Origin of the sequence: Pricia sp., assembly GCF_041745955.1 — a bacterium.
Taxonomy (GTDB): Bacteria; Bacteroidota; Bacteroidia; order Flavobacteriales; family Flavobacteriaceae; genus Pricia.
Genome location: NZ_JBGTHY010000023.1, coordinates 1 through 26,004, shown reverse-complemented (window position 1 = coordinate 26,004; position 26,004 = coordinate 1). Strand labels below are relative to the sequence as shown.

22 protein-coding genes are annotated in these 26,004 nt (G+C 44.2%); 5 read left to right on the top strand and 17 right to left on the bottom strand.

Features of this window, described 5'->3' with window-relative positions:
* A partial coding sequence (locus ACEW8S_RS00855; protein ID WP_373516304.1) for a helix-turn-helix transcriptional regulator occupies positions 1–169 on the bottom strand: 169 nt, incomplete at its 3' end.
* A gap of 717 nt (positions 170–886) precedes the next feature.
* Between ACEW8S_RS00855 and ACEW8S_RS00850 the strand changes: the two genes are divergently transcribed.
* Positions 887–1,447, top strand: coding sequence for an outer membrane protein (locus ACEW8S_RS00850; RefSeq protein ID WP_373516302.1), 561 nt, complete (start codon positions 887–889; stop codon positions 1,445–1,447).
* 240 nt (positions 1,448–1,687) lie between these two features.
* On the opposite strand, the gene ACEW8S_RS00845 is transcribed toward ACEW8S_RS00850, so the two are convergent.
* From ACEW8S_RS00845 to mnmE, 3 genes are all read right to left on the bottom strand, one after another.
* Positions 1,688–2,233, bottom strand: coding sequence for a hypothetical protein (locus tag ACEW8S_RS00845; protein ID WP_373516301.1), 546 nt, complete (start codon positions 2,231–2,233; stop codon positions 1,688–1,690).
* A gap of 1,276 nt (positions 2,234–3,509) precedes the next feature.
* Entirely contained in the window at positions 3,510–4,664 is a 1,155-nt protein-coding gene (locus tag ACEW8S_RS00840) for a phage integrase SAM-like domain-containing protein (RefSeq protein ID WP_373516303.1), read from the bottom strand.
* Positions 4,665–4,826: 162 nt separating this feature from the next.
* The gene (mnmE, locus tag ACEW8S_RS00835; RefSeq protein WP_373516300.1) at positions 4,827–6,269 is read right to left on the bottom strand and encodes a tRNA uridine-5-carboxymethylaminomethyl(34) synthesis GTPase MnmE; all 1,443 of its coding nucleotides are present in this window, start codon (positions 6,267–6,269) and stop codon (positions 4,827–4,829) included.
* 125 nt (positions 6,270–6,394) lie between these two features.
* Here mnmE and ACEW8S_RS00830 point away from each other — a divergent pair, with 125 nt between their 5' ends.
* On the top strand, positions 6,395–6,817 hold the full coding sequence (locus tag ACEW8S_RS00830) for a hypothetical protein (protein WP_373516299.1): 423 nt from the start codon (positions 6,395–6,397) through the stop codon (positions 6,815–6,817).
* Between the two features lie 155 nt (positions 6,818–6,972).
* Positions 6,973–7,338, top strand: a complete 366-nt coding sequence (locus ACEW8S_RS00825; protein WP_373516298.1) for a DUF4870 domain-containing protein — start codon at positions 6,973–6,975, stop codon at positions 7,336–7,338.
* A gap of 44 nt (positions 7,339–7,382) precedes the next feature.
* On the opposite strand, the gene dnaN is transcribed toward ACEW8S_RS00825, so the two are convergent.
* The 4 genes from dnaN to ACEW8S_RS00805 form a co-directional block, all read right to left on the bottom strand.
* Positions 7,383–8,501, bottom strand: a complete 1,119-nt coding sequence (dnaN, locus tag ACEW8S_RS00820) for a DNA polymerase III subunit beta (protein ID WP_373516297.1) — start codon at positions 8,499–8,501, stop codon at positions 7,383–7,385.
* A 130-nt stretch (positions 8,502–8,631) separates the two neighbouring features.
* Positions 8,632–10,296 carry a gliding motility-associated ABC transporter substrate-binding protein GldG gene (gene gldG / locus ACEW8S_RS00815; RefSeq protein WP_373516296.1) on the bottom strand — a complete coding sequence of 555 codons (1,665 nt, stop codon included), beginning with the start codon at positions 10,294–10,296 and terminating at the stop codon, positions 8,632–8,634.
* Complete coding sequence (gldF, locus tag ACEW8S_RS00810; RefSeq protein WP_373516295.1) at positions 10,296–11,027, bottom strand: gliding motility-associated ABC transporter permease subunit GldF; 732 nt, start codon at positions 11,025–11,027, stop codon at positions 10,296–10,298. The genes gldG and gldF overlap by 1 nt, the downstream gene beginning before the upstream one ends.
* Positions 11,028–11,174: 147 nt before the next feature.
* On the bottom strand, positions 11,175–12,005 hold the full coding sequence (locus tag ACEW8S_RS00805) for an S-adenosyl-l-methionine hydroxide adenosyltransferase family protein (RefSeq protein WP_373516294.1): 831 nt from the start codon (positions 12,003–12,005) through the stop codon (positions 11,175–11,177).
* 149 nt (positions 12,006–12,154) lie between these two features.
* Between ACEW8S_RS00805 and ACEW8S_RS00800 the strand changes: the two genes are divergently transcribed.
* A complete protein-coding gene (locus tag ACEW8S_RS00800; RefSeq protein WP_373516293.1) occupies positions 12,155–13,108 on the top strand; it encodes a PhoH family protein in 954 nt (317 codons plus the stop codon).
* A 29-nt stretch (positions 13,109–13,137) separates the two neighbouring features.
* Positions 13,138–14,085, top strand: a complete 948-nt coding sequence (locus ACEW8S_RS00795) for a phosphoribosylaminoimidazolesuccinocarboxamide synthase (protein WP_373516292.1) — start codon at positions 13,138–13,140, stop codon at positions 14,083–14,085.
* A 45-nt stretch (positions 14,086–14,130) separates the two neighbouring features.
* Here the strand turns inward: ACEW8S_RS00795 and ACEW8S_RS00790 are convergent, their stop codons facing one another.
* The 9 genes from ACEW8S_RS00790 to ACEW8S_RS00750 all read right to left on the bottom strand — a co-directional run.
* On the bottom strand, positions 14,131–14,802 hold the full coding sequence (locus ACEW8S_RS00790; protein ID WP_373516291.1) for a PolC-type DNA polymerase III: 672 nt from the start codon (positions 14,800–14,802) through the stop codon (positions 14,131–14,133).
* Positions 14,799–16,718 (bottom strand): DUF294 nucleotidyltransferase-like domain-containing protein, encoded by a 1,920-nt coding sequence (locus ACEW8S_RS00785; RefSeq protein ID WP_373516290.1) that lies wholly within the window; start codon positions 16,716–16,718, stop codon positions 14,799–14,801. Before ACEW8S_RS00785 ends, ACEW8S_RS00790 begins: the two co-directional genes overlap by 4 nt.
* Before the next feature lie 22 nt (positions 16,719–16,740).
* The gene (locus ACEW8S_RS00780; protein WP_373516289.1) at positions 16,741–17,220 is read right to left on the bottom strand and encodes a Dps family protein; all 480 of its coding nucleotides are present in this window, start codon (positions 17,218–17,220) and stop codon (positions 16,741–16,743) included.
* A gap of 141 nt (positions 17,221–17,361) precedes the next feature.
* Complete coding sequence (locus ACEW8S_RS00775; protein WP_373516288.1) at positions 17,362–18,675, bottom strand: NAD(P)/FAD-dependent oxidoreductase; 1,314 nt, start codon at positions 18,673–18,675, stop codon at positions 17,362–17,364.
* Between the two features lie 146 nt (positions 18,676–18,821).
* A complete protein-coding gene (locus tag ACEW8S_RS00770; protein WP_373516287.1) occupies positions 18,822–21,866 on the bottom strand; it encodes an aminotransferase class III-fold pyridoxal phosphate-dependent enzyme in 3,045 nt (1,014 codons plus the stop codon).
* Positions 21,867–21,981: 115 nt separating this feature from the next.
* On the bottom strand, positions 21,982–23,700 hold the full coding sequence (gene lepB / locus ACEW8S_RS00765) for a signal peptidase I (protein WP_373516286.1): 1,719 nt from the start codon (positions 23,698–23,700) through the stop codon (positions 21,982–21,984).
* 32 nt (positions 23,701–23,732) lie between these two features.
* Complete coding sequence (dapB, locus tag ACEW8S_RS00760; protein ID WP_373516285.1) at positions 23,733–24,434, bottom strand: 4-hydroxy-tetrahydrodipicolinate reductase; 702 nt, start codon at positions 24,432–24,434, stop codon at positions 23,733–23,735.
* A gap of 23 nt (positions 24,435–24,457) precedes the next feature.
* Positions 24,458–25,111: a DUF5683 domain-containing protein gene (locus tag ACEW8S_RS00755; RefSeq protein ID WP_373516284.1), complete on the bottom strand. Its 654-nt coding sequence runs from the start codon at positions 25,109–25,111 to the stop codon at positions 24,458–24,460.
* Positions 25,104–26,004, bottom strand: a 901-nt coding sequence (locus tag ACEW8S_RS00750) for a ParB/RepB/Spo0J family partition protein (protein WP_373516283.1), incomplete at its 5' end; no start/stop codon positions are given. The genes ACEW8S_RS00750 and ACEW8S_RS00755, both read right to left, overlap by 8 nt.

The following is a 26,004-nucleotide window of genomic DNA, read 5'->3' as shown; positions in this document are numbered from 1 at the left end:
TCCCGTTGGGCTTCGAGTGGGGGATATTTCCCGACGCGGTCAGTTTATAGAGATAGCTTCTCGATATTCCGGTGTAGTCACAGGTTTCCTCGAAGGTCAGCACCTCCTTATTGGCTATTATCAGTTTTTCCAGACGATCTAGTCGTTCAAGGATTAAAAAATTGTCCATTGGTTTCCTTTTTTAGGGTTAAGAAATGAACAAAAGCGCCTTTGTTTTCTTTTAAAGAATTCTTGGAATAAAAGTATCAAAACAGATAGGGGAAAGCTAAAGAATCGATTTATAGTTATCCACAATAAATTGATATACAAATACTTATATCAATTCGATTCAAATCGAACCGAAATTAATCGGGCCTATAAAATTTGGTTTCAAAACGTACCAAATGATACTATCTGATATTTGTTAAAACTGAAGAGTTTTGGGTTATCAACAATTGAAACTAGTGAAATAGGAAAATAAGAACCTCATAAGGGAAGATTTTAACCTCTTTACTAATTTTAATGAGTCTATTCCAAACTGTTTTTGAAAAAAACTCCGAAAAGAATGAAATTCTATACACTCTCCTGTAAAACGAACGATTTCCGGGAGGTTTCAGAATTGATGAAAAGTGTTGATTTCTTCTAGGGAAATCTGCAGGAGTTGTTGCTTAACCTTGAAATTTCATTGGTTGTTAGAATATTTCCGCTACATGGTTAAATACTGGGAGTTAAGAAATATTTCGTTAAATCTAACGTTGATTAGAATCCAGAGGGGTAAGGCTACACATTCAAATTATCTCTTAACCTGACTTTAGAGGGTTTAATCGAAGTTCTTTTTAGGAAATATCTTTAGAACGTACTTTCGCTTTTTTGGTTATTATTTTCATAATTATTAATTTTTCTTTGTATGTACAGAATAACTCTAGGTACTTTGGGATTGATTTTGTGTATTAATTTAATTAATGCACAAGAAAAAAGGGTGAGTATTACTTTGGCTTATCCTTTTGCTGTTGGTGAAACCTATCTTAAAAATCAAGATGTGGCTGCCGACTTGGGGCTTGGAATTCGTGTCTTCCAAACAGAATTATTATCCATAGGTGTTTCGGGTAATGTAGGTTATTATAGTGATTCAAGAACATTGGGTAGTAGAAAGTTAAAGGAAAAAACATGGCTTATTCAACCGCGAGCTTTTGCGGAGCTGCATTCTTCTAGTTTAGGAGGACTTAGGCCATTTGTAGGTGCTGGATATTCCTTTTTATCCGATAAATCTGAAAATTTTGATGGAAATCCTAATAGTAATGCGGGAGGATTAAATTTAAATCTTGGAACCGCTTATAATTTCAGCAGTAGATTCTTTGTCCATTTACAATATGACTACGTAAACGTATCAAGAGGAAATCAAAATCAAAGAGTTGACCTGTTTCAGAAAATAAATTTGCTAAAATTGGGTGTAGGCATAAATCTATAATTGTTGAGGCTCTAGACTGTAGCCTTCCCGATGTTCTGCATCGGTGGTATTAGAGGAAAGTCTGATTACGGATAGTTTTCGTTTTGGCAACTGATACCAACTGAAAAACTTATTTTCGACACAGTACTTTTGGTACATTGCGGAAAAGGTTTCTGTCGTAGCCCTAAAATTATTGAATAGGCACTGAGTTCTGTTTGGGAAATCCGCCGCAATGGATTATGGGTTTCTTTGTAAAATGTTTTACTTTCTTTTATATTCAACGGTGATTTCTCCAGAATTTTTTGGATTAAATTGTGATGGGTCTAAAGTCAATTTTAAATTATCACCAGATAGTTGCATTTCAGACAATGAAAAGTAGGGATCTCCATCCCGTGGGTCTTCTGTTATTAGAATCTCATTTTCGACTCGCCATTCATTAGTATGATACCCCTCTCCATGCTCGGCGTCCATAAAATTTGTTGCTTCGTAAGTAATTACTTTTTCTCCATCTACGATTTCATATTCCTTAAATGAATATCTTAAAAAACCCGTTAAAATTATTCTCTTGGGATTATCGGTAAATTCAATTCCATAGTCCGTTTCTGCGCTCACTATTTCTTCGATTCTACCTTCATTCCATTCTTCAAAATACGTGTCGCTATAATAATCGGTTAAATTCCATGCGCCGATTAGTCTTTTGGATAATGGTAGTTCTTGAAGATTTGAATCACTATGAGAATCTGAGTCATCAGATTCACATGACAAGATGAAAATTGCTAAAAGAAATAGAAGAATTTTGTTTTTCATTATGGAAATATTTGTAACGTCTAGGCTCTTCAATTTTAGTGCAGGACCGGCACGCATTTGCCTTTCCGCCTAACAATCAGCCGAATCGTTTTGTTTTTTTCTTTTAACGCTAAAGCCAAATCCAAAAGATTTGGCAGTATCCGCAAACACGCCATATACTTTTCAGGTAGGTATCTGTGCTCGATAACTTATTCCAATGTGCGTAATTAGTTTTTTCCGGATTTCTTCTCTAAGCAGGTTATTTTATAATATTCGATAAAACGAGGTAAATCACTTAGGGTAATTCGTTTTTCTTCTAAATCCGAAATCAGTTCGGGACAATCATTAAATTTTTCTTGTGAATTTTTGAGAAACCGCCTGTTCTTTTCGACTCATAATAATTCTGAAGCCCCATCTTTTAATAGATAATAGGTTAAAGAAGGAGATACACCAGAAGCGAGATTATAGCAGTAATTATAGTAATAGGTATATCGAATGGGGATGGCCAATTTTTCCCCGTTCGGTAGTTGTAAAGTGTCCGATTTTTGAAGTTGCTCACCGGTAATCTCGAATCGAGTTTGTTCCAATAATTCTACGATGCTTTGTCTATCGAAGTCCGAGTAAAAAAGTTCATCGGAATCTGCTTAACTTATATAGATGCTTAAAACATCTGAATAAATAAGTTCAGTGAAAATCTTGAATTTATTGTAATTGTGATTTAGGTATTGGAATGTCCGTTGATTTTCTGTCTCTGGATTGGTAATTATTTTATTAACTTTTTCGTAGTCGATTTTCCTTTCCTTATCGTTCTCGTTTTTCTTGAAGCGTAATTTAAATACTGAACTGGCCAATCTTAAAAGTCCTACTTCAGAGGTACTATCCTTGTAAATTATTTTACTCTCAATGAACGGAGTAATTCTCAACTCGAAGTCCTGAGCAAAACCTTTTGACAAAAAAGAGAACAGGATGAAAAAAATAAATGGTCTCATTGATGTCTGGTTCTTCCATTTATGCATAACGTTTGCACATTACTACTGTTCTCCTATCCAGTATACAACGACTTTTGTTATGGTTTGTTGTAGAATTTTCTCCAAGATTTTATCCTCGTTGCCTAATGTGAACTAACTACCTGATGTTGAGCGGAAGTACTTAGTACCATAGATTGGCTGTTTTACGGTACATCTTCGTTTAGACCTTAAACAATTCTCCAAGAAGTCCCGTATTTGGTCGCTTTTAAAAGTTTCTTTAATTGTTTTTTAATAACACATCTTAGGCTATAAAGGTCTTGAAGAATCACTTAGGTAATATCCAGATTCAACTTGGGGATCAAGTGCGCAGCCTCCTTCATTTTTTTATCGATGATTTTGGCATAGATTTCGGTAGTTCTTATTTCCCGATGCCCAAGCCGCTTCGATACGGTATAAATATCCGCTCCGTTCTCCAATAGTAAAACGGCATTGGTGTGCCTTGCCGAATGAAAGGTAATATGCTTACTTATTCCGGCCGCCATACACCACCGGAGCAATTGCAAGTTCATGTGCGCACTATACCGAAGTCCTTTAAAAACCCTTTCCTTTGGCCCCATTCGTTCCGCAAGAAGTTCCCTTGCCTGCTGGGAAATATACAAGTATTCTACCCCATCCGTTTTCTTCTGTTGAAACACAATTCGGAAAATGGGAAGGCCGTCCTCATCATTACCTTCTTCCCGCACTTCGGACCACTTCATTTTATTGACATCGGACCATCGTATACCGGTTAAAGCAGAGAAGAGAAAAGCGCGTTTTAAGATAGGGAGTTTGCACGGCGTGTTCGACAATTTTTGAAGTTCGCCAGAGGTAAGGTATTCGCGGGTCGATTCGCCCATAGCAAAGCCTTTGACCTTCTTCATGAAGTTTTCTTTCAGGTATCCTTCATCGAAAGAAGCGTTAAGGCAGGCTTTGAATTTATTGAAATAGGTATGCTTCGTATTTTGGGATAGATTCTTGTAACTTTTGGTGACTGCTACCGTATCCAAGTATTTTTTGAACCCTTTGATGAAATCAACATCTATATCGTTGAGTGTGATGTGGTTTGGACAGTAAGCCTCCAGGTGCTTCTGTGCGGCATCCCAATTGTCTTCGTTGCCCTTGGTTTGATACCGTTCCTCTTTCTTTTGCTCGTAAAAATCCAAAAGGCCTATTTTGCCTTTATGGTCGTTCTGAATGTTGTATTTACCTTGATAAACTTCAGCTCTTCTAATGGCTAGAATTTGCTCTGCAAGTTCAAGTTGTTCTTGATTCTTTTTCTTTTCAGCGGCTGACTTGGGATTTTGCTTCATGTATAACTGCAGGTATTCATAATCCCGCAGATGTTTGATTTTCCCATTACCTAGAGTCTGGATGCCCTTGTAAAATTCTAGATACAGACTCAGCTTTCCAGTTTTGAGTTTTTTCTTTCTAAGGTGAACTTTTATCATGAGACACACTTTTTGTGTCTCATACATTTATGGGACACACATGAGACGCAATAAAAGTAGGAAAAATGGAATTAAAAAGAAATGAAAAGATAATTTATATTTTATAAATATTTGATTTATAGTCATTTGAATTCAAATGAAACCAAATAAAATGGGAATCTACTTCCCGATGCAGAAATTGGCAAATATATTCCCCAACAACTCATCGTTTGTCACTTGACCTGTAATTTCCCCCAGATGATACAGCGCTTCACGAACATCGATGGCCATCAGGTCGCTGGGTAGTTCTTCGTCTATGCCCATTTGTACTTTGTCGATTTCCACCAAAGCTTTTAGCAGGGAGTTATAATGGCGGGTATTTGTGACGATGGTCTCATTGTTTCGCAGCGCGCCGGTATTGACGAAATCCAAAAGTTGGGATTGTAGTTCTTCGACGCCTTCCCCGGTTTTTGCGGATAACAATAGGGCCTGTGGCAAGTCCGTCTTGATTCGGTCGATTTCGGCAGGGGCAAGTTGGTCTGTTTTATTGGCAACTATAATCAAAGGTTTTTGGGGATATTTGCCCTTGATTTTCTCGATTTCAAGAAGTAAATCCTGAAATCTGGACTTCGGACCTGCCGCCGCCGGCTCTGATTCGGTGGGGCGACCGGTAGAGGCTTTCATAGCTTCATTGGCATCGAACAGATACAAGGTTACCCCCGATTTTTCGATTTTCTCAAAAGTCCGTTTAATGCCCATGCCCTCGACCACATCTTTGGTCTCGCGAATGCCCGCTGTATCGATAAATCGAAAACCGATGCCACCGATACTTATTTCATCTTCGATGCTATCACGGGTCGTACCGGCAATTTCGGATACCAGCGCGCGCTCTTCGTTCAATAGCGCATTGAGTAGGGTGGACTTCCCAACGTTGGGTTCTCCCACGATGGCCACGGGAATTCCGTTTTTGATGACGTTACCCACGGCGAAGGAATCGATAAGCCGTTTAAGAACAGTTCGTATTTTATCGACCAGTGTCTTGAAAGCGCGGCGATCGGCGAACTCGACATCCTCTTCAGCGAAGTCCAGTTCGAGTTCGATTAAGGACGCAAAATTGAGGAGTTCTTCCCGTAGATTTTTGATTTCGTTGCTAAAGCCACCGCGCATCTGCTGAATGGCAATCTGATGCGAGGCCGCATTATCACTGGCAATGAGGTCCGCCACAGCCTCGGCTTGGCTAAGATCCATTTTTCCGTTGAGGAAGGCCCGTAGGGTAAACTCCCCGGCGTCCGCCATGCGGCATCCGTTTCTGAGAAATAATTGAATGATCTGTTGTTGTATGTACGGAGAACCGTGACAGGATATTTCTACCACATTCTCTCCCGTGTAGGAATTTGGACCTTTGAAAATGGAGACCAAGACTTCATCCAAAGTTTGCTTTCCTTCCACGATATGACCCAACAGAATAGTATGGCTCTTTTGTTCGCCCAATTTTTTTCTATGAATGGATTTAAAAAAAGGAGCTGTAGCGGAGATGGCATCACTGCCCGAAATCCGGATTATGGCAATGGCGCCCGCCCCCGACGGCGTTGCCAAGGCGATAATGGTGTCGTTTGGAATCATACCACAAAAATACGCAAAATGCCTATAGCCGGGCTTCCGAGGGCTTAGCGGCAAAATCAAATCGTTTTCCGCCAAGCTACATCAAATAATTTCATATCTTGAGGCTGTGTAACTTTAAACTATAGATGATGATACGAGTTATTTTAATGGGTCTTCTAGTTGTTTCTTTCGGAAACATATCTTACGCCCAATCCGACACTGCTTCTGAAACTCCGAAAGAGGTGCAGCTAAAAGAACAATTGCGAGAAGCGGAAAAATCGGCCGAGGAAGCGGAAGCTGCTAGAAAAAATGCTGAAAAGGAGGAGAAGAAAGCCGAAAAGAAGCAAAAAAAGCTGGAAAGAGTGCTCGATGATATAGAGGATAAGAAAGAGGACATTGCCAAAGGGGAGGAGGAGGTCAGGGAATTGGAAACCGAACTTCGAGAGGGCAAAAGTAAAGGAGAACTTTCCCCGAACAAGATCATGAAGCTGAACGAAGATATTCTTGATGAAAAGAAGGATATTTTGAAGCACCAACAGAAGCTGGCCAAGCTACGGCAAAAACAGTGAATTGGAGTTATTTTGACTACATCCTATTTTAGAAGTTAGGATAGCTATAATTCAAGAGGTTTGACTCTATGTAAAGTTCGACCCTTTTTTTAAACGTTGTAACATTTTCCATTTTGATTCGTCTTATTGTTAGAACCCCTTAAAACAATCAAAAAATGGAAATCATAAATCAGAACAAAGCACTAGAAACCAACAACCCGTTTTTGGTGTTGACCCATCTATCCCAGTTATTGACCTATGTCACCGGCTTCGGAGGTCTCATCGTTCCTTTGGTGATCTGGCTCACATCAAAAGATAGAATTGCAGGAATGGACGAACACGGAAAATCCATCGTGAATTTTCAACTGAGCATGCTACTTTTCGTGGTTCTCAGCATTCCTGCCATTCTATTGTTCGGTTTAGGCATCTTGAGCCTGATATTTATCGGAATCATCGCTTTTGTACTTCCCATAGTCAATGCCGTAAAAGCCAGTAATGGCGAATCACCGAGCTATTTTATGACGATTCGGTTTATTGCGTAATCAAATCTAAACCCACCATCTCTGCAGGCAGCTCTCGTATCTATCTAACCATTCAACATCACCGGCATCACCAACATCGTCACATTTTCACCTTCATCGAGTCCGTCGGCGGGCGTAAGGATACCGGCGCGGTTCGGAAGGCTCATTTCCAAAGAAACTTCATCGGAATTAAGGTTGTTCAGCATTTCGGTAAGGAAGCGGGAGTTGAATCCGATCTGCATATCGTCACCTTGGTAGGCGCAGGTCAACCGCTCTTCGGCTTTATTGCTGTAGTCGATATCCTCGGCGGAAATATTCAGTTCGGCACCGGCAATCTTTAAGCGGATCTGGTGCGTAGTCTTATTGGAGAAAATCGCGACACGTCGCACGGAACTCAAAAATTGGTTTCTGGAAATCGATAGCTTATTCGGATTCTCTTTAGGAATCACCGCCTCGTAGTTGGGATATTTCCCATCGATCAAACGGCAAATCAGTACGGTTTCCTCAAAGCTGAACTTGGCGTTGCTATCGTTGTATTCGATCAGGACATCCGATTCACTGCCTCCCAATATTCCCTTTAGAAGGTTCAGGGGTTTTTTGGGCATGATAAATTCCGCCACTTCCGAAGCGGAAACATCGTCACGTCTGTATTTTACCAACTTATGTGCATCCGTCGCAACAAAAGTTAGGTTTTCCGTAGAAAACTGAAAGAAAACACCGCTCATTACAGGTCGCAGGTCGTCATTACCTGAAGCGAATATGGTCTTGTCGATAGCGGTCGCCAAAATATCGCCTATTAGAGTTGTGGAACTCGGATCGGCCAGTTCGACCGCTTTCGGAAATTCCGCGCCATCGGCGTAGGCCAGCGCATATTTACCATGGTTCGAACTGATCTCGACCGTATTGTTGTCCTCGACCACGAAGGTCAGGGGCTGTTCGGGGAAAGTTTTTAAGATATCCAATAACAAACGTGCGGGTACGGCGATAGTCCCCTCATTGTCGGAGTCCACTTTTAAGACCGAACTCATGGTAGTTTCAAGATCCGACGCCGATACGGTCAATTTGGCCTTGTTCAGGTCGAAAAGAAAATTGTCAAGAATGGGCAGCGTATTGCGATTGTTGATTACGCCCCCCAAAATCTGTAGTTGCTTTAAAAGGTAGGTGCTCGATACTATGAACTTCATAGGGTAGTTTTATTTCGATTTTGTGTCATTTTGTGTTCTGGAATGTCTTGAAATCGCATGGAAACCGCAAATATCAAGACAAACAAAGATATTTGAATGGATCTTTTTAACGAAACAAACTTATCAACATCTAGGCGCCATATTTCCGTCTTCTAAAATAGGTAAAACCCAGTCCGAAAACGAGGGTCAAGACCAGCGGAAGTCCTATATTCACTAGTTGCCATTTGGTTTTTTGGGCGGCTATTTTTTGGGTGTCCAAAAAGGGCACGGCCAACTTTTTATTTCGAATGTTTATAAGTCCGTTTTCGTCCAATAGGTAATTGACGGCGTTTATCAAAAATTCCTTGTTGCCATAATAATTGTTCGTCCATTTATCGTATCCCAGCTCCAAAGGACGGCCTTTGCGCACTTGGTTCTTGATAATATCGCCATCGGAAATTAGGATCATTTTGTTATCCTTTCCTTGTTCGATGGGTTTTTTTATGGATACCGGTTTAACGCGGTTGGCAAAAGCGGAGGTGAAATCGCCTTCTACCAAAACAGCCAATGCCCTGTCACCATCGGTGAAGTTTTCTTTGTTCGGGGAACTGTTGATAATGTTGAGACTGATCTGTTTCGGCGTACCCTCTACACGGGATAGCGGGGAACTTTGAAGGAGGACCGTTTTTTTGTTTTCGTTGGATAAAGTATCGATGGAGCTGGTGAACTGTAACCGGATAGCTTCCAGATTATTGTTGATAGGGTGGTCGTTGCGCGAAAATACCATAGGATGGTAGTACCAAGGCACGGGGTCGTATTGGGATCCATTCCCTTCCCCGGTGGCCAATATGATTTGCGTAAAGTACATGTCATTGACCAGATCGGGATTGACACGGATGCCGTACTTGAAAAAGAAATCGTTCAGGTTCAGGTCGCGGGGCAGGGCCATCGCCGCTCCCTGTTCATTAAAAAGGCTATCGAGTTCCATGCTCACCGTATCGATCAGCCACATCGTTTTTCCACCGTTGACGATATATTGATCCAGCACGTATTTCTCATCTTCGGAAAAGGCTTCAGTCGGTTTGGCGATCAGGGCGAGATCGTATCCATTTAACTGATCCAATGTTTTTTGGGGATTCCCGGCGACAGAATCCAACGTAATCGCTCCGATATTGTAATAATCGCGAATAGAGGTCAAGAAATCCGCCAAATAGATATCCTCAAGTTCGCCATTACCTTTGATAACGGCAATCTGTTTCCTTTTTTGGATGATGATTTTAGAAAACGCATCCGCAAAAGCATACTCTAAATGCTGCACGGAGTTGTTGACCCGCTCTTCAGTAGTCGCTCCCAACTTGTTTTTCAGCAGCGGTACCTTTACCGTTTTATCCCCATAATTGACCATGGCCCATGGAAAGACGATGTCTTGGGATACCTTGCTGTTATCTTCTACGGTTACCTGGGCGGGAGTTAGTCCCAATCCCTGAAGTTCGGCTAAGGTTTTGTTGATGTTCTCGGTGTTCTCCAAAGGATTTACGAAAGAAAATTTGATATTCCCGTTTTCCGATGCGTATTGCTCCAGAATCTGACGGGTTTCCGTTCTCAGTTTTACGAATTCCGGGGGGAGGTTACCTTCCAACAAAACATCGACGATAACTGGTTTCCCAAATTCCGAAACGGTCTCGATGGCAACTTCTGATAACGTGTACCGATGGTCTTCGGTAAGATCGAAGCGGGTATACAAGAAACCGGAAAGGGCATTGATACCAATCAGAAGCCATAGGGCGGCAGCGATGGAAATCCGTACTTTTTTCATTATCGGGCCGTGTTTTGGAGTTGTACAATGCCGAGAAAAAGAAAGAAGGAAGTAAGGCTGATGAAATAAATCAGATCCCGCGTATCCAAAATGCCCCTTGCGGTACTTTCAAAATGATGTTTCATGCCCAAGTTTTGCACGAAGACCGCCGCCTTGCCCTCATCAAACAGGGTCGAAAGACCTTCAAAGCCATAATACAAAAGAAAACATAGCACAACCGCAATAATGAAAGCTACAATCTGGTTTTCCGATAGGGTAGAGGCGAAGAGGCCGATCGCGGTATAGCATCCCATTAAAAAAATAGTCCCGAAATAAGAACCGACGACCAAGCCCATGTCTAGATTGCCAACGGTAGTACCCAATTGGGAAACCGCATATACATAGAGTAAGGTAGGCATCAAAGCGATCAATCCCAAAACGAAAGTGCCCAAAAACTTTCCGAGCACCGTCTGCCAAAGGCCGATAGGTTTGATGAAAAGGAGTTCCAAAGTCCCCAGTTTTTTTTCCTCCGAAAAGCTTTTCATGGTAATCGCGGGAATCAGGAAAAGAAACACCCAAGGCGCCAGCAAAAAGAAATTGCCTAAATCGGCAAAACCGTAATCGAAAATATTGAACGGTCCCTTGAACATCCACAGGAACAATCCGTTGAGCGCCAGAAATAGCCCCATGACCAAGTATCCGGTTACCGAGGTGAAGAAGGAGCGTATTTCGCGTTTGAAGATGGCGAGCATGGTTGAGGTTTCGGTTTTAATGTCAGTTCGGTATCCATCCCAATACATTATATCGATAAATTTAGCGAAATTATTTGCATCGTTATTTCGGGAAATTAGAAACTTGAACCTCAAACGCTAAAAATACAACAGATTGCGGTCGAAACACTACACAAACGAAACCGTGACCGTATCCCGAAATTCCAGTCCCAACAACGTGGAAGCACCTCCCACCGTATTCAGGTCACTTTTGTAAATGGCCAGTTCTATGTAGTTGGCGGAATTAAAAAGGGCCAAAAGGTCCCCCGCGCCCTTTCTGTTGCTTCTGTCAAGATCAAAATTGACGATGTCACTATATTTGTTATGTATGCGGCTTATTTTGGTAGATCGGGCGGCCAGTTCGTAATTCCGTCCCTTCCGATAGGCTTCAAAAAAGTTTTTATGGATGTTGGTCACCACATTCCCATAATTGTCGACGTAGATAATGCTACCAATAATTTTGTTTCCGTCGTCGGTTACGCTCGGGGTGAATTCGCGTAGCTCCTTCAAAGCGTTGAACGGTTTGCCGACGACTTCAAGGGTGCCGCCCCGGGCGATGTGGCAGGCCACTTTTATAAAAACATCCAGGACGGGAAAAGAACCGTAATCGGGATTGGGAATATTGATCTCGACTACTTTTTCAGGCTTTTTTTCGGAAGTTATCAGTCCGATTATACCATTGTTGGCCATAATAAAATAATGACCGTCGATCAAAAGGGCGATATGCTGGTTTTCAGGGGTGGGTTCGGCATCGACCCCTACAATATGAATACTGCCTTCCGGGAAATTTTTATAGGAATTTTCGAGAATGTACGCGCACTCCTGAATATTGAACGGACTGATATCATGCGAAATATCAACGATTTGCACATTGGGCAATTCTTTGTAGATACTGCCTTTGAGGCACCCCACAAAATGGTCTTTGAGTCCGAAATCCGTAGTTAGGGTGATGAGGGCCATGCAGCACTGTTGATATATTTTTGGCGCTACAAACTGATTTTTGCTTAAGTTTGTTACGTCCAATAAAAGGTTGAACACACAAAATTAGTGCAAAAAAATAGCCAAGCGAAATAATTCCATATTGGCTTTCACTTAAACACGACAAGTTTTTGAACGAACTTATACTAGAACTTACCGAAATCAGCCCAAGGGAATTTTTTGGGCAAGGCAACCAACATATCGATCTGCTCAAAAAATATTTCCCAAAGCTTAAAATCGTTGCCCGGGGCAACAAAATAAAGGCCTATGGCGATGAAGAGCTTTTAGAGGAATTCGACCGACGGTTCACGATGTTGACCACCCATTTTGCCAAATACAACACCCTTGACGAGAACGCGATCGAAAGGGTCTTGACCAGCAATACGGCCGCCGATTACGAGTCACCTGAGAAGAGCGGGGAAACCTTGGTACACGGTGTCAACGGTCGGTTGATCAAGGCCCAAACCGTAAACCAGCGCAAACTTGTCGATGCGGCTAAGAAGAACGATATGGTATTCGCCATAGGCCCTGCTGGAACCGGTAAAACCTATACCGGCGTAGCCTTGGCTGTCAAGGCCTTAAAGGAAAAGCAGGTAAAACGTATTATTTTAACGCGGCCGGCAGTGGAAGCAGGGGAAAATCTCGGTTTTTTGCCCGGTGATCTTAAAGAAAAGCTAGATCCGTACATGCAGCCGCTTTACGATGGCCTACGCGATATGATTCCCGCTGAAAAATTGGCCCATTTGATCGATACCGATATCATTCAAATCGCCCCCTTGGCCTTCATGCGCGGGCGTACCCTCGATAATGCCTTTGTTATTCTCGACGAGGCCCAGAACACCACCCACGCCCAGATGAAGATGTTCCTGACCCGAATGGGAAAGAACGCCAAGTTCATGATTACTGGCGATCCGGGCCAAATCGACCTACCAAGAAGAACGGTTTCGGGATTAAAGGAGGCGCTGCTGATTCTAAAAGACGTAGAAGGTATCGAAATCATCTATCTCGACGATAAGGATGTCATTCGGCATAAACTGGTCAAAAAGGTGATCGATGCGTATAAGAGTATTGAGCATCAAGGTTGAAAGGAGGCCCATAACACAGACCCAAAGTAATGAAAAATACCATCACCGACACCAATTTTAATTTCCCCGGCCAAAAAAGCGTGTACAAGGGCAAAGTCCGGGAGGTCTATGCTTTGGAAGACGACGTTTTAGTCATGGTCGCTACGGATCGGCTGTCCGCTTTTGATGTGGTGATGCCAAAGGGTATTCCTTATAAAGGACAGATTTTGAATCAGATCGCTACGAAAATGATGGCGGCTACTGCCGATATTGTTCCAAATTGGTTGACGGCCACTCCCGATCCGAATGTTGCAGTGGGTCAGGCCTGTGAACCGTTCAAGGTAGAAATGGTGATCAGGGGCTATATGTCAGGACATGCCGCGCGGGAATATAAGGCCGGAAAACGGATGCTCTGCGGGGTAGCCATGCCTGAGGGTTTACATGAAAACGACAAATTCCCCGAACCGATTATCACTCCAGCTACCAAAGCGGAGCATGGCGATCACGATGAGGATATCTCCAAGGAGCATATTTTAAAGAGGAATATTGTATCCAATGCGGATTATGCCGTATTGGAAGAATATACGCGAGCCCTCTTCCAAGAAGGTACTGAAATCGCAGCCGATCGAGGATTGATCCTAGTAGATACCAAATACGAATTCGGAAAGACCAAAGCGGGCGAAATCGTACTGATCGATGAAATCCATACACCAGATTCATCCCGCTACTTCTATGCGGACGGGTATCAAGAACGGCAGAATAGGGGTGATGCCCAAAAACAACTTTCCAAGGAATTTGTACGGCAGTGGCTGATTCAAAATAATTTTCAAGGTCTTGAAGGCCAAAGCCTTCCCGAAATGTCCGATGCCTATATCGAAACGGTATCCGAGCGGTATATTGAACTCTACGAAAATATTACCGGGGAAACTTTTATCAAGGCAGATATCTCGAATATTCAAGAAAGGATCGAGAAAAATGTGCTGGATTATTTGGAGTAGGCCACCTGCAGGCCGAGAGACCCAAAAGGTTTTTTCACATAACTTTCATCTCAACAACCCTTTCACCGAAAAATTACCTTTCCCCTTCAATTTCCCCAAAATTTTCAAAAATGCGATGGCCGTTATATAGGCATCGCCCAAGGCAGTATGTCTATCTGTAGTGGGAATGTCAAATTTTTCCGCCAGTTCGTCCAAGGAGTATTGCTCTTGTTTTTGTAATAACGGAGAAGCGATCAAGGTGCGCTTATACAGCGCCGAGGTATCTAAGAACTTATTTTTCAATTTGGGAAGCCCATGGCGTCGAAGGGCTTGATCGATCATGGCCCGATCAAATCCGGCGTGGTGTGCCACGAGAACCGAATTGCCGATAAAGGCCAAGGCCAGCTGAATGGCTTCCAGTTCTGTAATCCGGGGCTTTGACTCTTCCTCCAAAATGCCGTGCACCGCTATGTTTTTGGCATGGTAAAAATGTTGGTACAGATACACCTCGAAACTCTGATTAACGGGTATTGTATTGTTTCGTAAGGATAGGGCGCCTATGGACAATATCCTATCATTTTCGATATCAAGGCCTGTAGATTCCGTATCGAAAACCACAAAACGGATGTCGTTCAAGGTCTCCGGAAGCCCAACTTCAAAGCTTTCGGCGTACGCCATCCAAAAATCGGGATAATTTCTTTTCCCTTTCCGAAACCACTTTTTTAAGGATCGTATCATCCTATAATAGGGGTTACCTGAAAGCGGAGTTTTATCAATTCCTGTAATTCCTTGATGGTCTTGAAAGTACGCTTGAGCTTTATTTTCTCTTCCTTTGTCAACGTATCCAAAGCGATAAACCGACCGGAATCGTTATGTAACAATCCCTGTTTTGTCCGAAATTTCAGTAAGGCTTTCGTCGCATAGGAACAGGCGGAAAACAGGACTTCGTTGTTCGGTTCGAGCTCCGCCAGCCGTTCGAAACGTTGTGCCGTATTGTTTATGGACTTGACTTGGTGTGAAAGCGTCAAAACCCGAGCCCCGTCGATCAGAGGCATCAAAGCCCTGCGTTTTACATCGAAGAAATCTTTGTGTGCGCCATCCTCTTCGACCAAAAAACTGCGGAAAAATCCTGTTGGCGACGGATTCTGCAAAGCTCCGCCGGCCAAATGCAAGAAAAAAATGGGATACATTTCCGTTTTCTTGAAAACATGGGCGGTCAGTTGGTCGACCAAGGCGATATCCCCAGAAGAAATACTATAATCGAAGAATATGGCGGACAAAAGCACTTCCTCGGGACCGGGATTGGTAATCCAATAAGACACCCGGTCTTTCCATTCTGAAAGCGATAGGCACCATTCAGGGTTCGAGGCCATCATCTCGGCCGGGCAATATTCATAGCCGATAGTTTTAAGCCCTTTGTTCACGGCTTTTGAAAATTTCAAAAAATAGGTTCTAGTTTGCGGCAATTCGTTTTCGGGAACATTTTCAAAAATCAGGGCATTGTCTTGGTCCGTATGCAACAATTGCTCGCTCCGGCCCTGGCTACCCAGGGCAAGCCAGGCAAATTTGACAGGCGGTGGATTTTTTAGTTCTTTCAGCGCAATGGCGATGACCTGTTTGATACTGGCATCGTTGAGCTCCGATATCACTTTTGAAGTAAGGGTCAGGGGGATATTCTGGTCCAAATACCCTTTTAGCAGCCCCGTAATACGACGATGGATAGTCTTTATATCCTTGAATTTTCCCGCCCGTTTTATAGCCTTCATGAGTACGGCGGGGTTGTTGCCGAGCTCGAGCATCACATCGTGTTTCGACAGCATGCCCACGGCCGCAGTGTTCGGCGTGCCGTCTTCGGTAAGGCACAGATGGCTAATACTGTTTTTCATCATCGCCATTTGGGCCTGTGCAATGGTCATTTCCTTGGGATAGGTGATAATAGGAGCGCTCATGATTTCTTTAGCCGTTGCGGTGATGGGATGGATACCGGTAGCGATTTTGTTGCGGATGTCCTTATCGGTGATGATGCCCACGGGAAGTCCGTTTTCTACGATCAACATGGCACCCACCTTTTTTTTGGTCATGGCAAGCGCAATGCTTTTGACACTGGTATTTTCGGGACTTGTGATCAGTTTTCTAGAAAAGTTTACATGTTGTAGGTCCAGTAATCCCTTATCGATTTGGGGCTGCGGGGCGGGAAATTCTCCCAATAATTTGCCCTTGTAACTCTTGGAATAGGGATTTCTGGTATTCGAGGCAAAACTTTCGATCAAAAAGTTGGTAACGCCTTCGTATTTTTGGGTATAGGGCCTGAAATCGGCTATGGGAACGGCATACAGAATGCTTTCCTCATAGGCCTTTGCCTCGAGTTTGTAATTTTCGTTCGCCATCAAGGGACGCAATCCGAAGATATCTCCCTCGTCACAAAGGTCCATGATATCACCTTCGGATTTTTTACGCAATACCACTGCACCTTTGTGCACGACGTAAAAACAGGTGTGTGGAAGCGCATCCTCTTCAAAGATGATACTATCCTTTGTTTTATAGAGGATGGAAACCTCTTGTGAAAGGGCATCCAGATCTTTCGGATGCATTTCGTTAAAAGGTGGAAATACCCTAAGAAAATCAGCTACCCTTGCGGATATGGTATTTTTCATTCTCTGTTTAAACCTAACTTTTTTATGCCTTGGCAATGCTCGCCCTCAACATCCAGGCCATTTCTTCGTGCTCCTGAATCAATCCGGTCAGAAAGTCGGCACTACCCACGTCTTTATAGTCTTCCTCGACCTTGGCAATATTTTCACGGATAAACTGGATGATAGCGTCATGATCCTCGAGAAGGGCTGCCGTATAATCGTGACTTGTGTTGTCGCCCCCGTACTTTTCCGTAAGATGGGTCAGGTTCAAAAAATCGCCCATAGTAGCTGGTGCGTAATGCCCAATTTTTCGGATACGTTCTGCCACACTGTCCGCAAACCTTTTTATGGCATTGTAATGATCCTCAAAAAAAATATGTTTGGTATGAAAATCATGTCCCTCTAGATTCCAATGCGCGCGTAGCGTTTTGGTGTACAATACAAATTCATCGGCCAATACCTTGGATAGTATGTCGGTTACCTGCTGCCTGTTTTCTTTGGATATGCCTATGTTCGTTTTCATAATGATAATTTGTTTTAAATTCGTTTGCAAAGTACGAAATCGACCTATTTTTTATTGATCGGTTCGGTACGAAAATTGCCCGTGTCAAATTGCCCCCACTTTTACAACCCATCGGCATAGGTCAATTCGAAAATTTGGATGTCATTCGTTGGGCTCGTTCATTTCCATAGGGGTGGTCCGGACCAAATTTTCGTACACGTTTTCACCGATCATAATACCTTGGGAATTGCCTTTTCCCAAGTACGTATTTGCCCAGTTCCAGAAGGTTTTCCACTTGTTCCTGTAATCGACCAAGAGAAAGAGATGTACAAAAAGCCACGCAAACCAAGCAAGAAAGCCGGTGAGGGTTGTTTTTGGGAAAGTCATATCGGCAACCGCTTTTTTATCGCCTATTATGGCCATGGTACCTTTATCCAAATATGAAAACGGCTCTAACTCTTTATCTTTTACCATTCTTGAAAAATTTTTCGCCAAAGCCTTGCCCTGCTGTTGCGCCACGCTTCCTAACTGGGGATGCCCATCGGGCCAGTCCGGATCTGTTTTTTGAATACAGCAGTCGCCAATGGCAAATATACTATCGGAACCTATGACCTTGTTGAAGGCATCTACCGCAAGTCGGCCTCCGTTTTCGTAATAGTCCTCTGCAATGCCATCAAATTTTATCGCGGTAACACCGGCGCACCATATCAAGGTTTTGGTCTCTATGATTTCGCCATCCTTAAAAACGACCTTATCATCGTTATAATCGGACACCATCTTATTAAGTTTGACATGGATGCCCAAGTTTTCGAGACTCTGTTTTGAATATTTTTGGGATTTTTCGCGCATGGGCGGTAAAACCGTAGGCGCGCCGTCGACCAAGTAAATATTTAAGGCTTCCTCTTGCAGCTCGGGATAAATGTTCTTCAATTTGCGGTTACGCATTTCAGCGATCATTCCTGCAATCTCTACCCCGGATGGTCCTGCGCCGGAAATTACGATGTTCCGCATCTTGCGCTTTTCGTCCTCATCGGTAGAGAACGAATATTTCTCACCTTCCATAATGAGGTAATTGCGCAATTTGATCGCGTCGTTGACCGTTTTCATGGGAAGGGCATTTTTTTCGATATTGTCCATTCCGAAGTAGTTGCTCTTCGTGCCCGTGGCCATAACCAGATAATCGTAAGCTACCTCACCGGTCGAAAGGATGATTTTATGAGCTTCAGGAACTACTTTTTCAAGTTCCCCTAGCCTGAAATGTAAGTTTTTCTTACCGGCGAAAAGGGTCCGGAACGGTATCGAAATACTAGAGACGTCCAGCATGCCCGTGGCGAGCTGATAGAGAAGGGGCGGAAAAAAATTATAGTTGTTCCTGTCGACCAAGGTTACTTGCAATCCTTTTTTATTGCCGAGATGTTTTGCTAAATTTATACCTGCAAAACCTCCGCCAATGATTACTACTTTTTTGTCTTTCATCGATGTCCTTCTTTTTGGAAACTGTAAAGTACTGGTTGCCGAAGTATTCCATTAACTCATGTCAGTCACAAAATAACCCGATAAGGTGATACATCGAAGAGAATCTTGAACTTGCAAGCGAGCGAATGCCAGTAATCCCCTTCCCATTAAACCGCTCCTTTCCAATTACTCCGCATAAAATCCTCCCCAAAAACCTTCCCCAAATAAAACAACAACTCCTCCGCATTCTCTTTCGAAAACACCATTGGCGGCTTGATTTTAAGTACGTTATGGTCCGGCCCGTCGGAACTCATTAGAATGCCGTGATGTTTCATGCGGTTGGCTAGATAATCCGCCTTATCCCCAAGTGGGTTCATTTCGGCATCGACAAGTTCAAAACCCAAGAACAGCCCTTGTCCGCGGACGTCGCCAATGATCGGAAAATTCTCGGCCAATTTTTTTAATCCCGATTTTAGGAATTCGCCGACTTTCAAAGCGTGTTCCTGCAAGTTTTCGCGTTTAACCGTTCTCAATACCTCGGTTCCAATAGCACAGGAAACGGGGTTGCCGCCAAAGGTGTTAAAGTACTCCATGCCGTTGGCGAATTTTTCCGCCACTTTGTGTGTACAGGCGACCGCAGCTAATGGGTGGCCGTTGCCCAAGGGCTTGCCGATAGTGACGATATCGGGTACGACATCGTGCAATTGAAAGCCCCAAAAGTACTTGCCAACACGCCCGCAACCTACTTGTACTTCGTCAGAAATACAGAGTCCACCGGCTGCGCGGACATATTGGTAAGCCTTGGCTAAAAATCCTTCCGGCAGTTCGATTTGTCCCCCACAGCTGATGATGGGTTCGACGATAAGTGCGCCGACCCCTCGGCCTCTTCTGTGAATGGCATCAATTTGAAGTTGGACTTCCGCAGCGTATCGATCTCCGGTATTTTCTCCCCGATACTTGCCCCGAAAGGCGTCGGGTAATGGAAAGATATGGGTATGTTCGGGCGCGCCCTGCCCGCCTTTACCATCGAATTTGTACGAACTGATATCCACGGTCATATTCGTGTTGCCATGGTATCCGACCTCCGAAGCGATAATGTCCCGCTCACCGGTAACGGCCTTGACCATGCGGATGGCCAGTTCGTTCGCCTCACTTCCGGAATTCACAAAATGGAGTACCGAAAGTTCGGGCGGTAAGGTTTCCAGAAGTTCTTGGGTCAGGGCGTTGATGTTGTCGTGCAAATAGCGGGAGTTGGTGTTCAGCAACGCCATCTGCTCCTGCCCCGCCTTGACCACGGCCGGATGCTCATGCCCTACATGGGCCACATTGTTCACGGTATCGAGGTACTTCCGGCCGTGCTGATCGATCAGGTACTGGCCCGCTCCACGGACCATTTTTATCGGCACCTTATAGTGCAGGCTCAGGCTTTTGCCCAGATGTTGTTTTCGATACTTGATCAGTCGATCGTTCGAAGTTGCCTTATGGGGTCGGAGCGATTCGGATTTAAACAAAAGATTAGGGTCGGGACAGACACTTTTCCACACCTCGATCTGGTTAAAATAGCCAACGCCCGGAAAGTCCGTAGTATATCCGAGCATCGAGAGCATGATTTGGAAATGGAGGTGCGGCGCCCAATTTCCGTTTTCTTCGGGATCGCCCAAATTCCCGATATTTTCTCCTTTTTTGATGGATTGGCCCACTTCTTTTTTCTGAATCGAGGCTACGGACAAATGCCCGTAAAGGGTATAAAATTCAAAACTATCGGTCTTGTGTTTTAGGATGATCAGTCCACCATACTCCTTATCCCCGGCATCGTTTACCGAGGTAACTACCTCGCCGTCGAACAGCGCGTTTACCGCTGTTCCGGCGGGGAGCCAAAAATCCAATCCCAAATGTATGCTGCGGTTTTCGGTGCCGCTGTTGCCGATGCGGCCATACTCCGAAGTGGTGTAAACGGTCCGGGGTTCTAAATAGCCACCAGCCATTATTTTTTCAGGATGTTGTTTTGCCAGCCTGGCAACCTTGAATTGGAAGAGTTCCAAGTCGTCGAAATCCTCTTGTTGTCCCAGCCATTTACTTGAAACGCCGAGGTCTAACGGATGAGCCTGGTTTTTGTCGATTTTAGGGAACAGTTCCAATAGCCGAAACTCGTTTTGCCCGGCCCAATCTTCAAATTTCGTTTCGAGGGGATGCGGAACAAACTCACAGGCTTGCCGAAAACTGTAATGGGCAAAATCGGCGTCAACGGCATACCATTTTTCAAGGACCTCCCAAGCGGGTTTTTCGCTGACCAGCAAATAGGCATTATCCGGTTCTTCACGCTTGTTCATTGCGGATTTGATGACCGATATGACTAATCGCATGGCGATGGCATTATAAAGATGTTTCAATTCCCGTTCTTCCAGTGGAAATTCGGAATGATAGCCTTTTACTATGGGCAGGGCGGCTTCCAAAGGTATGTTGTGGCCCATGATCGCGTAGGCACAGGCAATGGCCAAATCGTTGATGATCTGGGTGTGGAGTGCATCCCCATAATCGATGGCCGCTTTTACCGTCGGATGGACCAGGTCTTCGGATACAATAAGATTGTTATCGTTGGCGTCGTTGTGAACGACCGCTTTTCGAAGTGTGGCATATGAACTTTGCATCTTTTCAAAATCCTTCTGAAAAGAATGAAGTATCCTTCGTTCTTTTTCGTCGAACAGGTCGAGGTGTGCCGTTGTCCAAAGCGATCTGGCGATATCCCATTCAAATTCCCGATGCGCTTGTGGGTGGTCGAAACCCTGCAAGGCTTGGGTCAGCTTGCCGCATTGTGCGCCCAGGCTAAACCGAAGGTCATCTAATTGTGGATTGACGGCGCTCCAAATCCTACCGGATATCCATGTGAGCAATCGCACTATCCGACGATTGCCGGCATCATCGGTAAACCATGCCATGGGATTTCCCTTTGTATCCAATATGACGTGGGGCGAAATAAGATTTCTTCCTTTTTTTTCGGCATATTGCAGCAATTTTTGCTGGAAATCCAGATACTCCACATCTTCATCGGGACGGGATATTTTTAGGATGTAACCCTCCCCATCATCTACCTTTATCCTAAAATTAAAATCCAGATAGCCGGGCAGGGGCGTGGCCTTTCCGCTGACGTCAAAAAGTTCTTGGATTAGGCTTTCCGCTTGTTGGGGCGTTATTTTTAAGGTGTTGAAGTTCATTTTTTGGATACTGCTAATAACGTGTAATGAACAAACTGGTGTGTTGCCTACTGCCTGCTGAACACGGCCTAATGCTGAACGCCGGTAATTGCCGAGCACTGCCAACTAAAACCGCTTATTTCTTTGCTTTCCGCTTTTTCCACAGCCAACTTCCCACAAAATAGGCTACCAATGCTATTAAAAAGTACTTGAAGTACGATACCGGTTCACCGTTGCCATTGACCGTGGTAAAAATCCGGTCCCACCTTGGCTTCCACTTCCAGGGACTGTTCGGCTGGCCTTTGGCATTGACAAAGTTGTCAAAACTCGCCCAAATAAAAATAGGAGTGCCCACGATATGGTTTTCGGGCACATAGCCCCAGGCACGACTATCTTCGGAGTGGTCACGGTTGTCGCCCATCATCCAATAATAATCCTGTTTAAAAGTATACGAATCCACTACTTCTCCGTTCAGTTTGATCTGGTTACCCGAAACGCTGATGGTATTGCCTTCATATTCCCGGATGATTTTTTTGTATAGGGGAAGTACATTTAGATTTAGTGCCACCGTTTTTCCTTCTTCGGGGATATAGATCGGCCCCATCTGATCATAGTTCCAAGGATAACCTGCATTCTGGGGAAAGTTGTTTCCACCCTGTCTTCCTTTGGAATCTACCTCTCTTATCACAGAATCTATCGTGGATTCCTTTCTGAGTTTGGCGACCATTTCGTCGGTTAGCGGAACCGTTCGCTGCCGACCGGTCTCCTCTTTTAACGAAATGCCGTTCTTTCGGACTACCCCGATAGGAATTCCATCAGATTTTGTGTACACGTCGAATTGACCGTCCGGTCGCTTTCTAAATCCTATGGAATAGGGGTTTATGGCGTTCGCTTGTTGCTGATTCAATGCCCCTACGATATACTTTCGTTCAAAACCTTCGGCACCTACATTTTCAAGTAGTTTTGAAGAGACCCCGTTTTGGGCATAGATTGTATAATCGTACTGCGGTTTGGCCCTGTCGTCAAGCACCAACTGCTTTCCGTTGATATATACGTAACCGTCAATAACTGCAAGCGAATCCCCCGGAAGACCGACACAGCGCTTGACATAGTTCGATTTTTTGTCGATGGGCTTGTCCACCCCCGCTTCCTTTTTAAAAAATTGGCGTACCGTATCCGCAGGCCAACTGAACACTACGATATCGTTTCTATCGACCTTGGTAAAACCGGGCAAACGGAAATAAGGTAGCTGAGGTTTTGTGAGATAGGATTTGACCCCCAAAACGGGAAGGGTGTCATGTACCATCGGTGCGGCCACCGTGGTCATTGGTGCCCGGGCGCCATAGTGGAACTTACTGACGAAAAGCAGATCGCCTACCCGCAGCGTGCGCTCGAGCGAGGGTGTGGGAATTACATAGGGCTGAATAAAGTAGGTATGCACCAAGGTCGCGGCAATGACCGCAAAGGCAATGCTGCTGACCCATTCGCCGGTTGCGGTTTTTGGATGTAGGCCGCGATTCTCGATGTACCTTACATCGAGCGCATAGTTCACATAATAGATATAGAACCCGAGAGTAAGTAGAACGAGCCAGGTTTCCCCCAAACTGTTCCGCCCAAAACTTCGGATGGTTTCTATCCAAATAATCGGAAACATCAAGAGATTGATAATTGGAATAAATAGGAGAATCGTCCACCACGTCGGCCTATTGATTATTTTCATCAGTATGATGGCATTATAAATAGGAACGGCCGCTTCCCAAGACTTTCTACCGGCTTTGACATATAATTTCCAGGTACCCAAAAAGTGGATGACCTGTATGATGAGGATGAATATGATCCACTGTATTGCGTCCATTGAAAAGGGGTATTGGATTAATTGTTATTGGTCTACTTCAAATCAAGCACATCTTTCATGGTAAACACTCCGGTTTTTCCCTGTATCCACTCCGCTGCGATTACCGCGCCTAGGGCGAAACCTTCACGGTTATGGGCGGTGTGCTTTATTTCTATGCTGTCGACCTGGCTCTCGTAACCAACGGTATGCGTGCCCGGTGTATTGCCTATCCGTTTTGATGTAATGGGGATTTCTGCCTCATCGGCATTGTCCGACTTCCAGGATTTGTACGCGCTGTTTTCGATGATACCTTCCGCAAGCGTGATTGCCGTTCCGCTTGGGGCATCCAGTTTTTGGGTGTGATGGATTTCTTCCATAGCAACCCGATATTGATCCAAATTGTGCATCATTCGTGCCAACTGCCTGTTCAGTTCGAAAAAAACGTTGACCCCAAGACTAAAATTGGAAGCATAGATAAAAGCTCCATTTTTTTCATGGCATAAAGCGACGGCAGCGTCATACTTTTCGAGCCATCCCGTGGTACCCGATATCACGGGAACACCGTTTTCGATACACCCCGTAATATTGTCAAATGCGGCATCTGGCATGCTAAAATCGATAGCGACATCCATTTTGGAATAATCAAAATCCCCGGAATCAACGTCGATTTTAGCCACGATGTTGTGGCCCCTGTTTTGGGAGACCGACTCGATCATCTTCCCCATTTTTCCGTATCCGAAGAGTCCAATGTTCATGAATATGTTACTTTTTTGTCCATCTAAAACCTCACTACCACGGCCATCCCATAATTCGGGCGATTCGTCACCGGATCTACATCTAAAAAGGGCTGCATATCAAAGCTAAGGTCTTCGTCAACATTGAACTGCTTTAAATGTGCGTCTACGTTGGCATCTACTATATTCAGGATGTAAACGGCTATAGCCCCGACCAGCCACAGATCTCGATCGCGTTGTCGGGCTTCCTGAATGGTCTGTAAGTCCCCTATATCTAGATTTGGAATTGTTCCTTGGCCATTAAAATTATCATAGAATTCATCATCGATGAACCCTGCCTGTCTTCTTTTGAATGCCGTTCGAGCACGTTTATATTGAGAGTCGTTAAAAAGATATCCGGCAATAGCACTACCTAAGACCCCCCAAACAATCGGAGCCTTCCAATAACGCTTATTATAGATTTGACCCAACCCAGGAAATACAGCGGAATAAAAAGCCGCTTTACTTGGTCCTAACGGATTGATGCTTACTTTTTTTTTCTTTAAGGTATCCACAATGATAATTCCCTGTTTTTTCAAATCGTTTTGAAGGGAATCGATTTCTTGATCGTTGGTATCAGGAATGCTATCCTTTTCCTGTGCGCTAACCACCCACGTACAAAGAACGAATAAAAACGCGGTAACGAAGGATTTACTCACCAAGTATCAATTTTTGGATGCGTTTGAATTCTTCCCGGGAATGGAATGGGACGGTAATCTTTCCGCTGCCTTTTTCGGATGCCGTAATACCTACCTTGACCGATAGGTGATCCGTAAACTTCCCGATGGAATCGGTGACGAATTCAGGGGTTGTAGGCTTTTTTTTAGCACTTTTTCCGCGATCATCAGTACCTTCATGATAGGCCTTGACAGCGCGCTCCGTATTCCGAACGGACAGGTTCTGACCTACAATTTTTTCGTAAAGTGCAATCTGATCGGCCTTTTTATCGATGTTCACCAAGGCCCTACCGTGGCCCATACTCAAAAATCCGTCCCGAATACCGGTCTGTATGATAGGATCCAGTTTTAGCAGACGCATGTAATTGGTGATGGTAGAACGTTTTTTACCGACACGTTCGCTCATTTTTTCCTGCGTCAACTGTATTTCATCGATCAAGCGCTGGTACGAAAGGGCTATTTCGATGGGGTCGAGGTCTTGCCGTTGAATGTTTTCGACCAACGCCATTTCAAGGGATTCCTGATCATTGGCAATGCGGATATAGGCGGGAATGGTTTTTAACCCGACCAACCGGGACGCCCGATACCTGCGCTCCCCGGAAACCAATTGGAATTTGTTAAAATCCGTTTTCCGGACGGTAATGGGCTGAATGACGCCCAATTCCCGAATCGAACCGGCCAATTCGTGCAAAGCCTCGTCGTTAAAATTGGAACGCGGCTGAAAGGGGTTCATTTCAATAGCCTCGATATCAAGCTCGACGATATTGCCGACCACTTTGTCCGCATTACGGTCCGTGGCTGTCTGAATATCGTTGTCGGGGTCTTTTAAGAGTGCGGAGAGTCCACGCCCGAGTGCCTGTTTTTTGGTTGCCTTC

Coding starts and splice junctions, on each gene's coding strand:
- ACEW8S_RS00850 (WP_373516302.1), top strand. CDS start 887: ATGTACAGAATAACTCTAGGTACTTTGGGATTGATTTTGTGTATTAAT.
- ACEW8S_RS00845 (WP_373516301.1), bottom strand. CDS start 2,233: ATGAAAAACAAAATTCTTCTATTTCTTTTAGCAATTTTCATCTTGTCA.
- mnmE (WP_373516300.1), bottom strand. CDS start 6,269: ATGATTCCAAACGACACCATTATCGCCTTGGCAACGCCGTCGGGGGCG.
- ACEW8S_RS00830 (WP_373516299.1), top strand. CDS start 6,395: ATGATGATACGAGTTATTTTAATGGGTCTTCTAGTTGTTTCTTTCGGA.
- ACEW8S_RS00825 (WP_373516298.1), top strand. CDS start 6,973: ATGGAAATCATAAATCAGAACAAAGCACTAGAAACCAACAACCCGTTT.
- dnaN (WP_373516297.1), bottom strand. CDS start 8,501: ATGAAGTTCATAGTATCGAGCACCTACCTTTTAAAGCAACTACAGATT.
- gldG (WP_373516296.1), bottom strand. CDS start 10,296: ATGAAAAAAGTACGGATTTCCATCGCTGCCGCCCTATGGCTTCTGATT.
- gldF (WP_373516295.1), bottom strand. CDS start 11,027: ATGCTCGCCATCTTCAAACGCGAAATACGCTCCTTCTTCACCTCGGTA.
- ACEW8S_RS00805 (WP_373516294.1), bottom strand. CDS start 12,005: ATGGCCCTCATCACCCTAACTACGGATTTCGGACTCAAAGACCATTTT.
- ACEW8S_RS00795 (WP_373516292.1), top strand. CDS start 13,138: ATGAAAAATACCATCACCGACACCAATTTTAATTTCCCCGGCCAAAAA.
- ACEW8S_RS00790 (WP_373516291.1), bottom strand. CDS start 14,802: ATGATACGATCCTTAAAAAAGTGGTTTCGGAAAGGGAAAAGAAATTAT.
- ACEW8S_RS00785 (WP_373516290.1), bottom strand. CDS start 16,718: ATGAAAAATACCATATCCGCAAGGGTAGCTGATTTTCTTAGGGTATTT.
- ACEW8S_RS00780 (WP_373516289.1), bottom strand. CDS start 17,220: ATGAAAACGAACATAGGCATATCCAAAGAAAACAGGCAGCAGGTAACC.
- ACEW8S_RS00775 (WP_373516288.1), bottom strand. CDS start 18,675: ATGAAAGACAAAAAAGTAGTAATCATTGGCGGAGGTTTTGCAGGTATA.
- ACEW8S_RS00770 (WP_373516287.1), bottom strand. CDS start 21,866: ATGAACTTCAACACCTTAAAAATAACGCCCCAACAAGCGGAAAGCCTA.
- lepB (WP_373516286.1), bottom strand. CDS start 23,700: ATGGACGCAATACAGTGGATCATATTCATCCTCATCATACAGGTCATC.
- dapB (WP_373516285.1), bottom strand. CDS start 24,434: ATGAACATTGGACTCTTCGGATACGGAAAAATGGGGAAGATGATCGAG.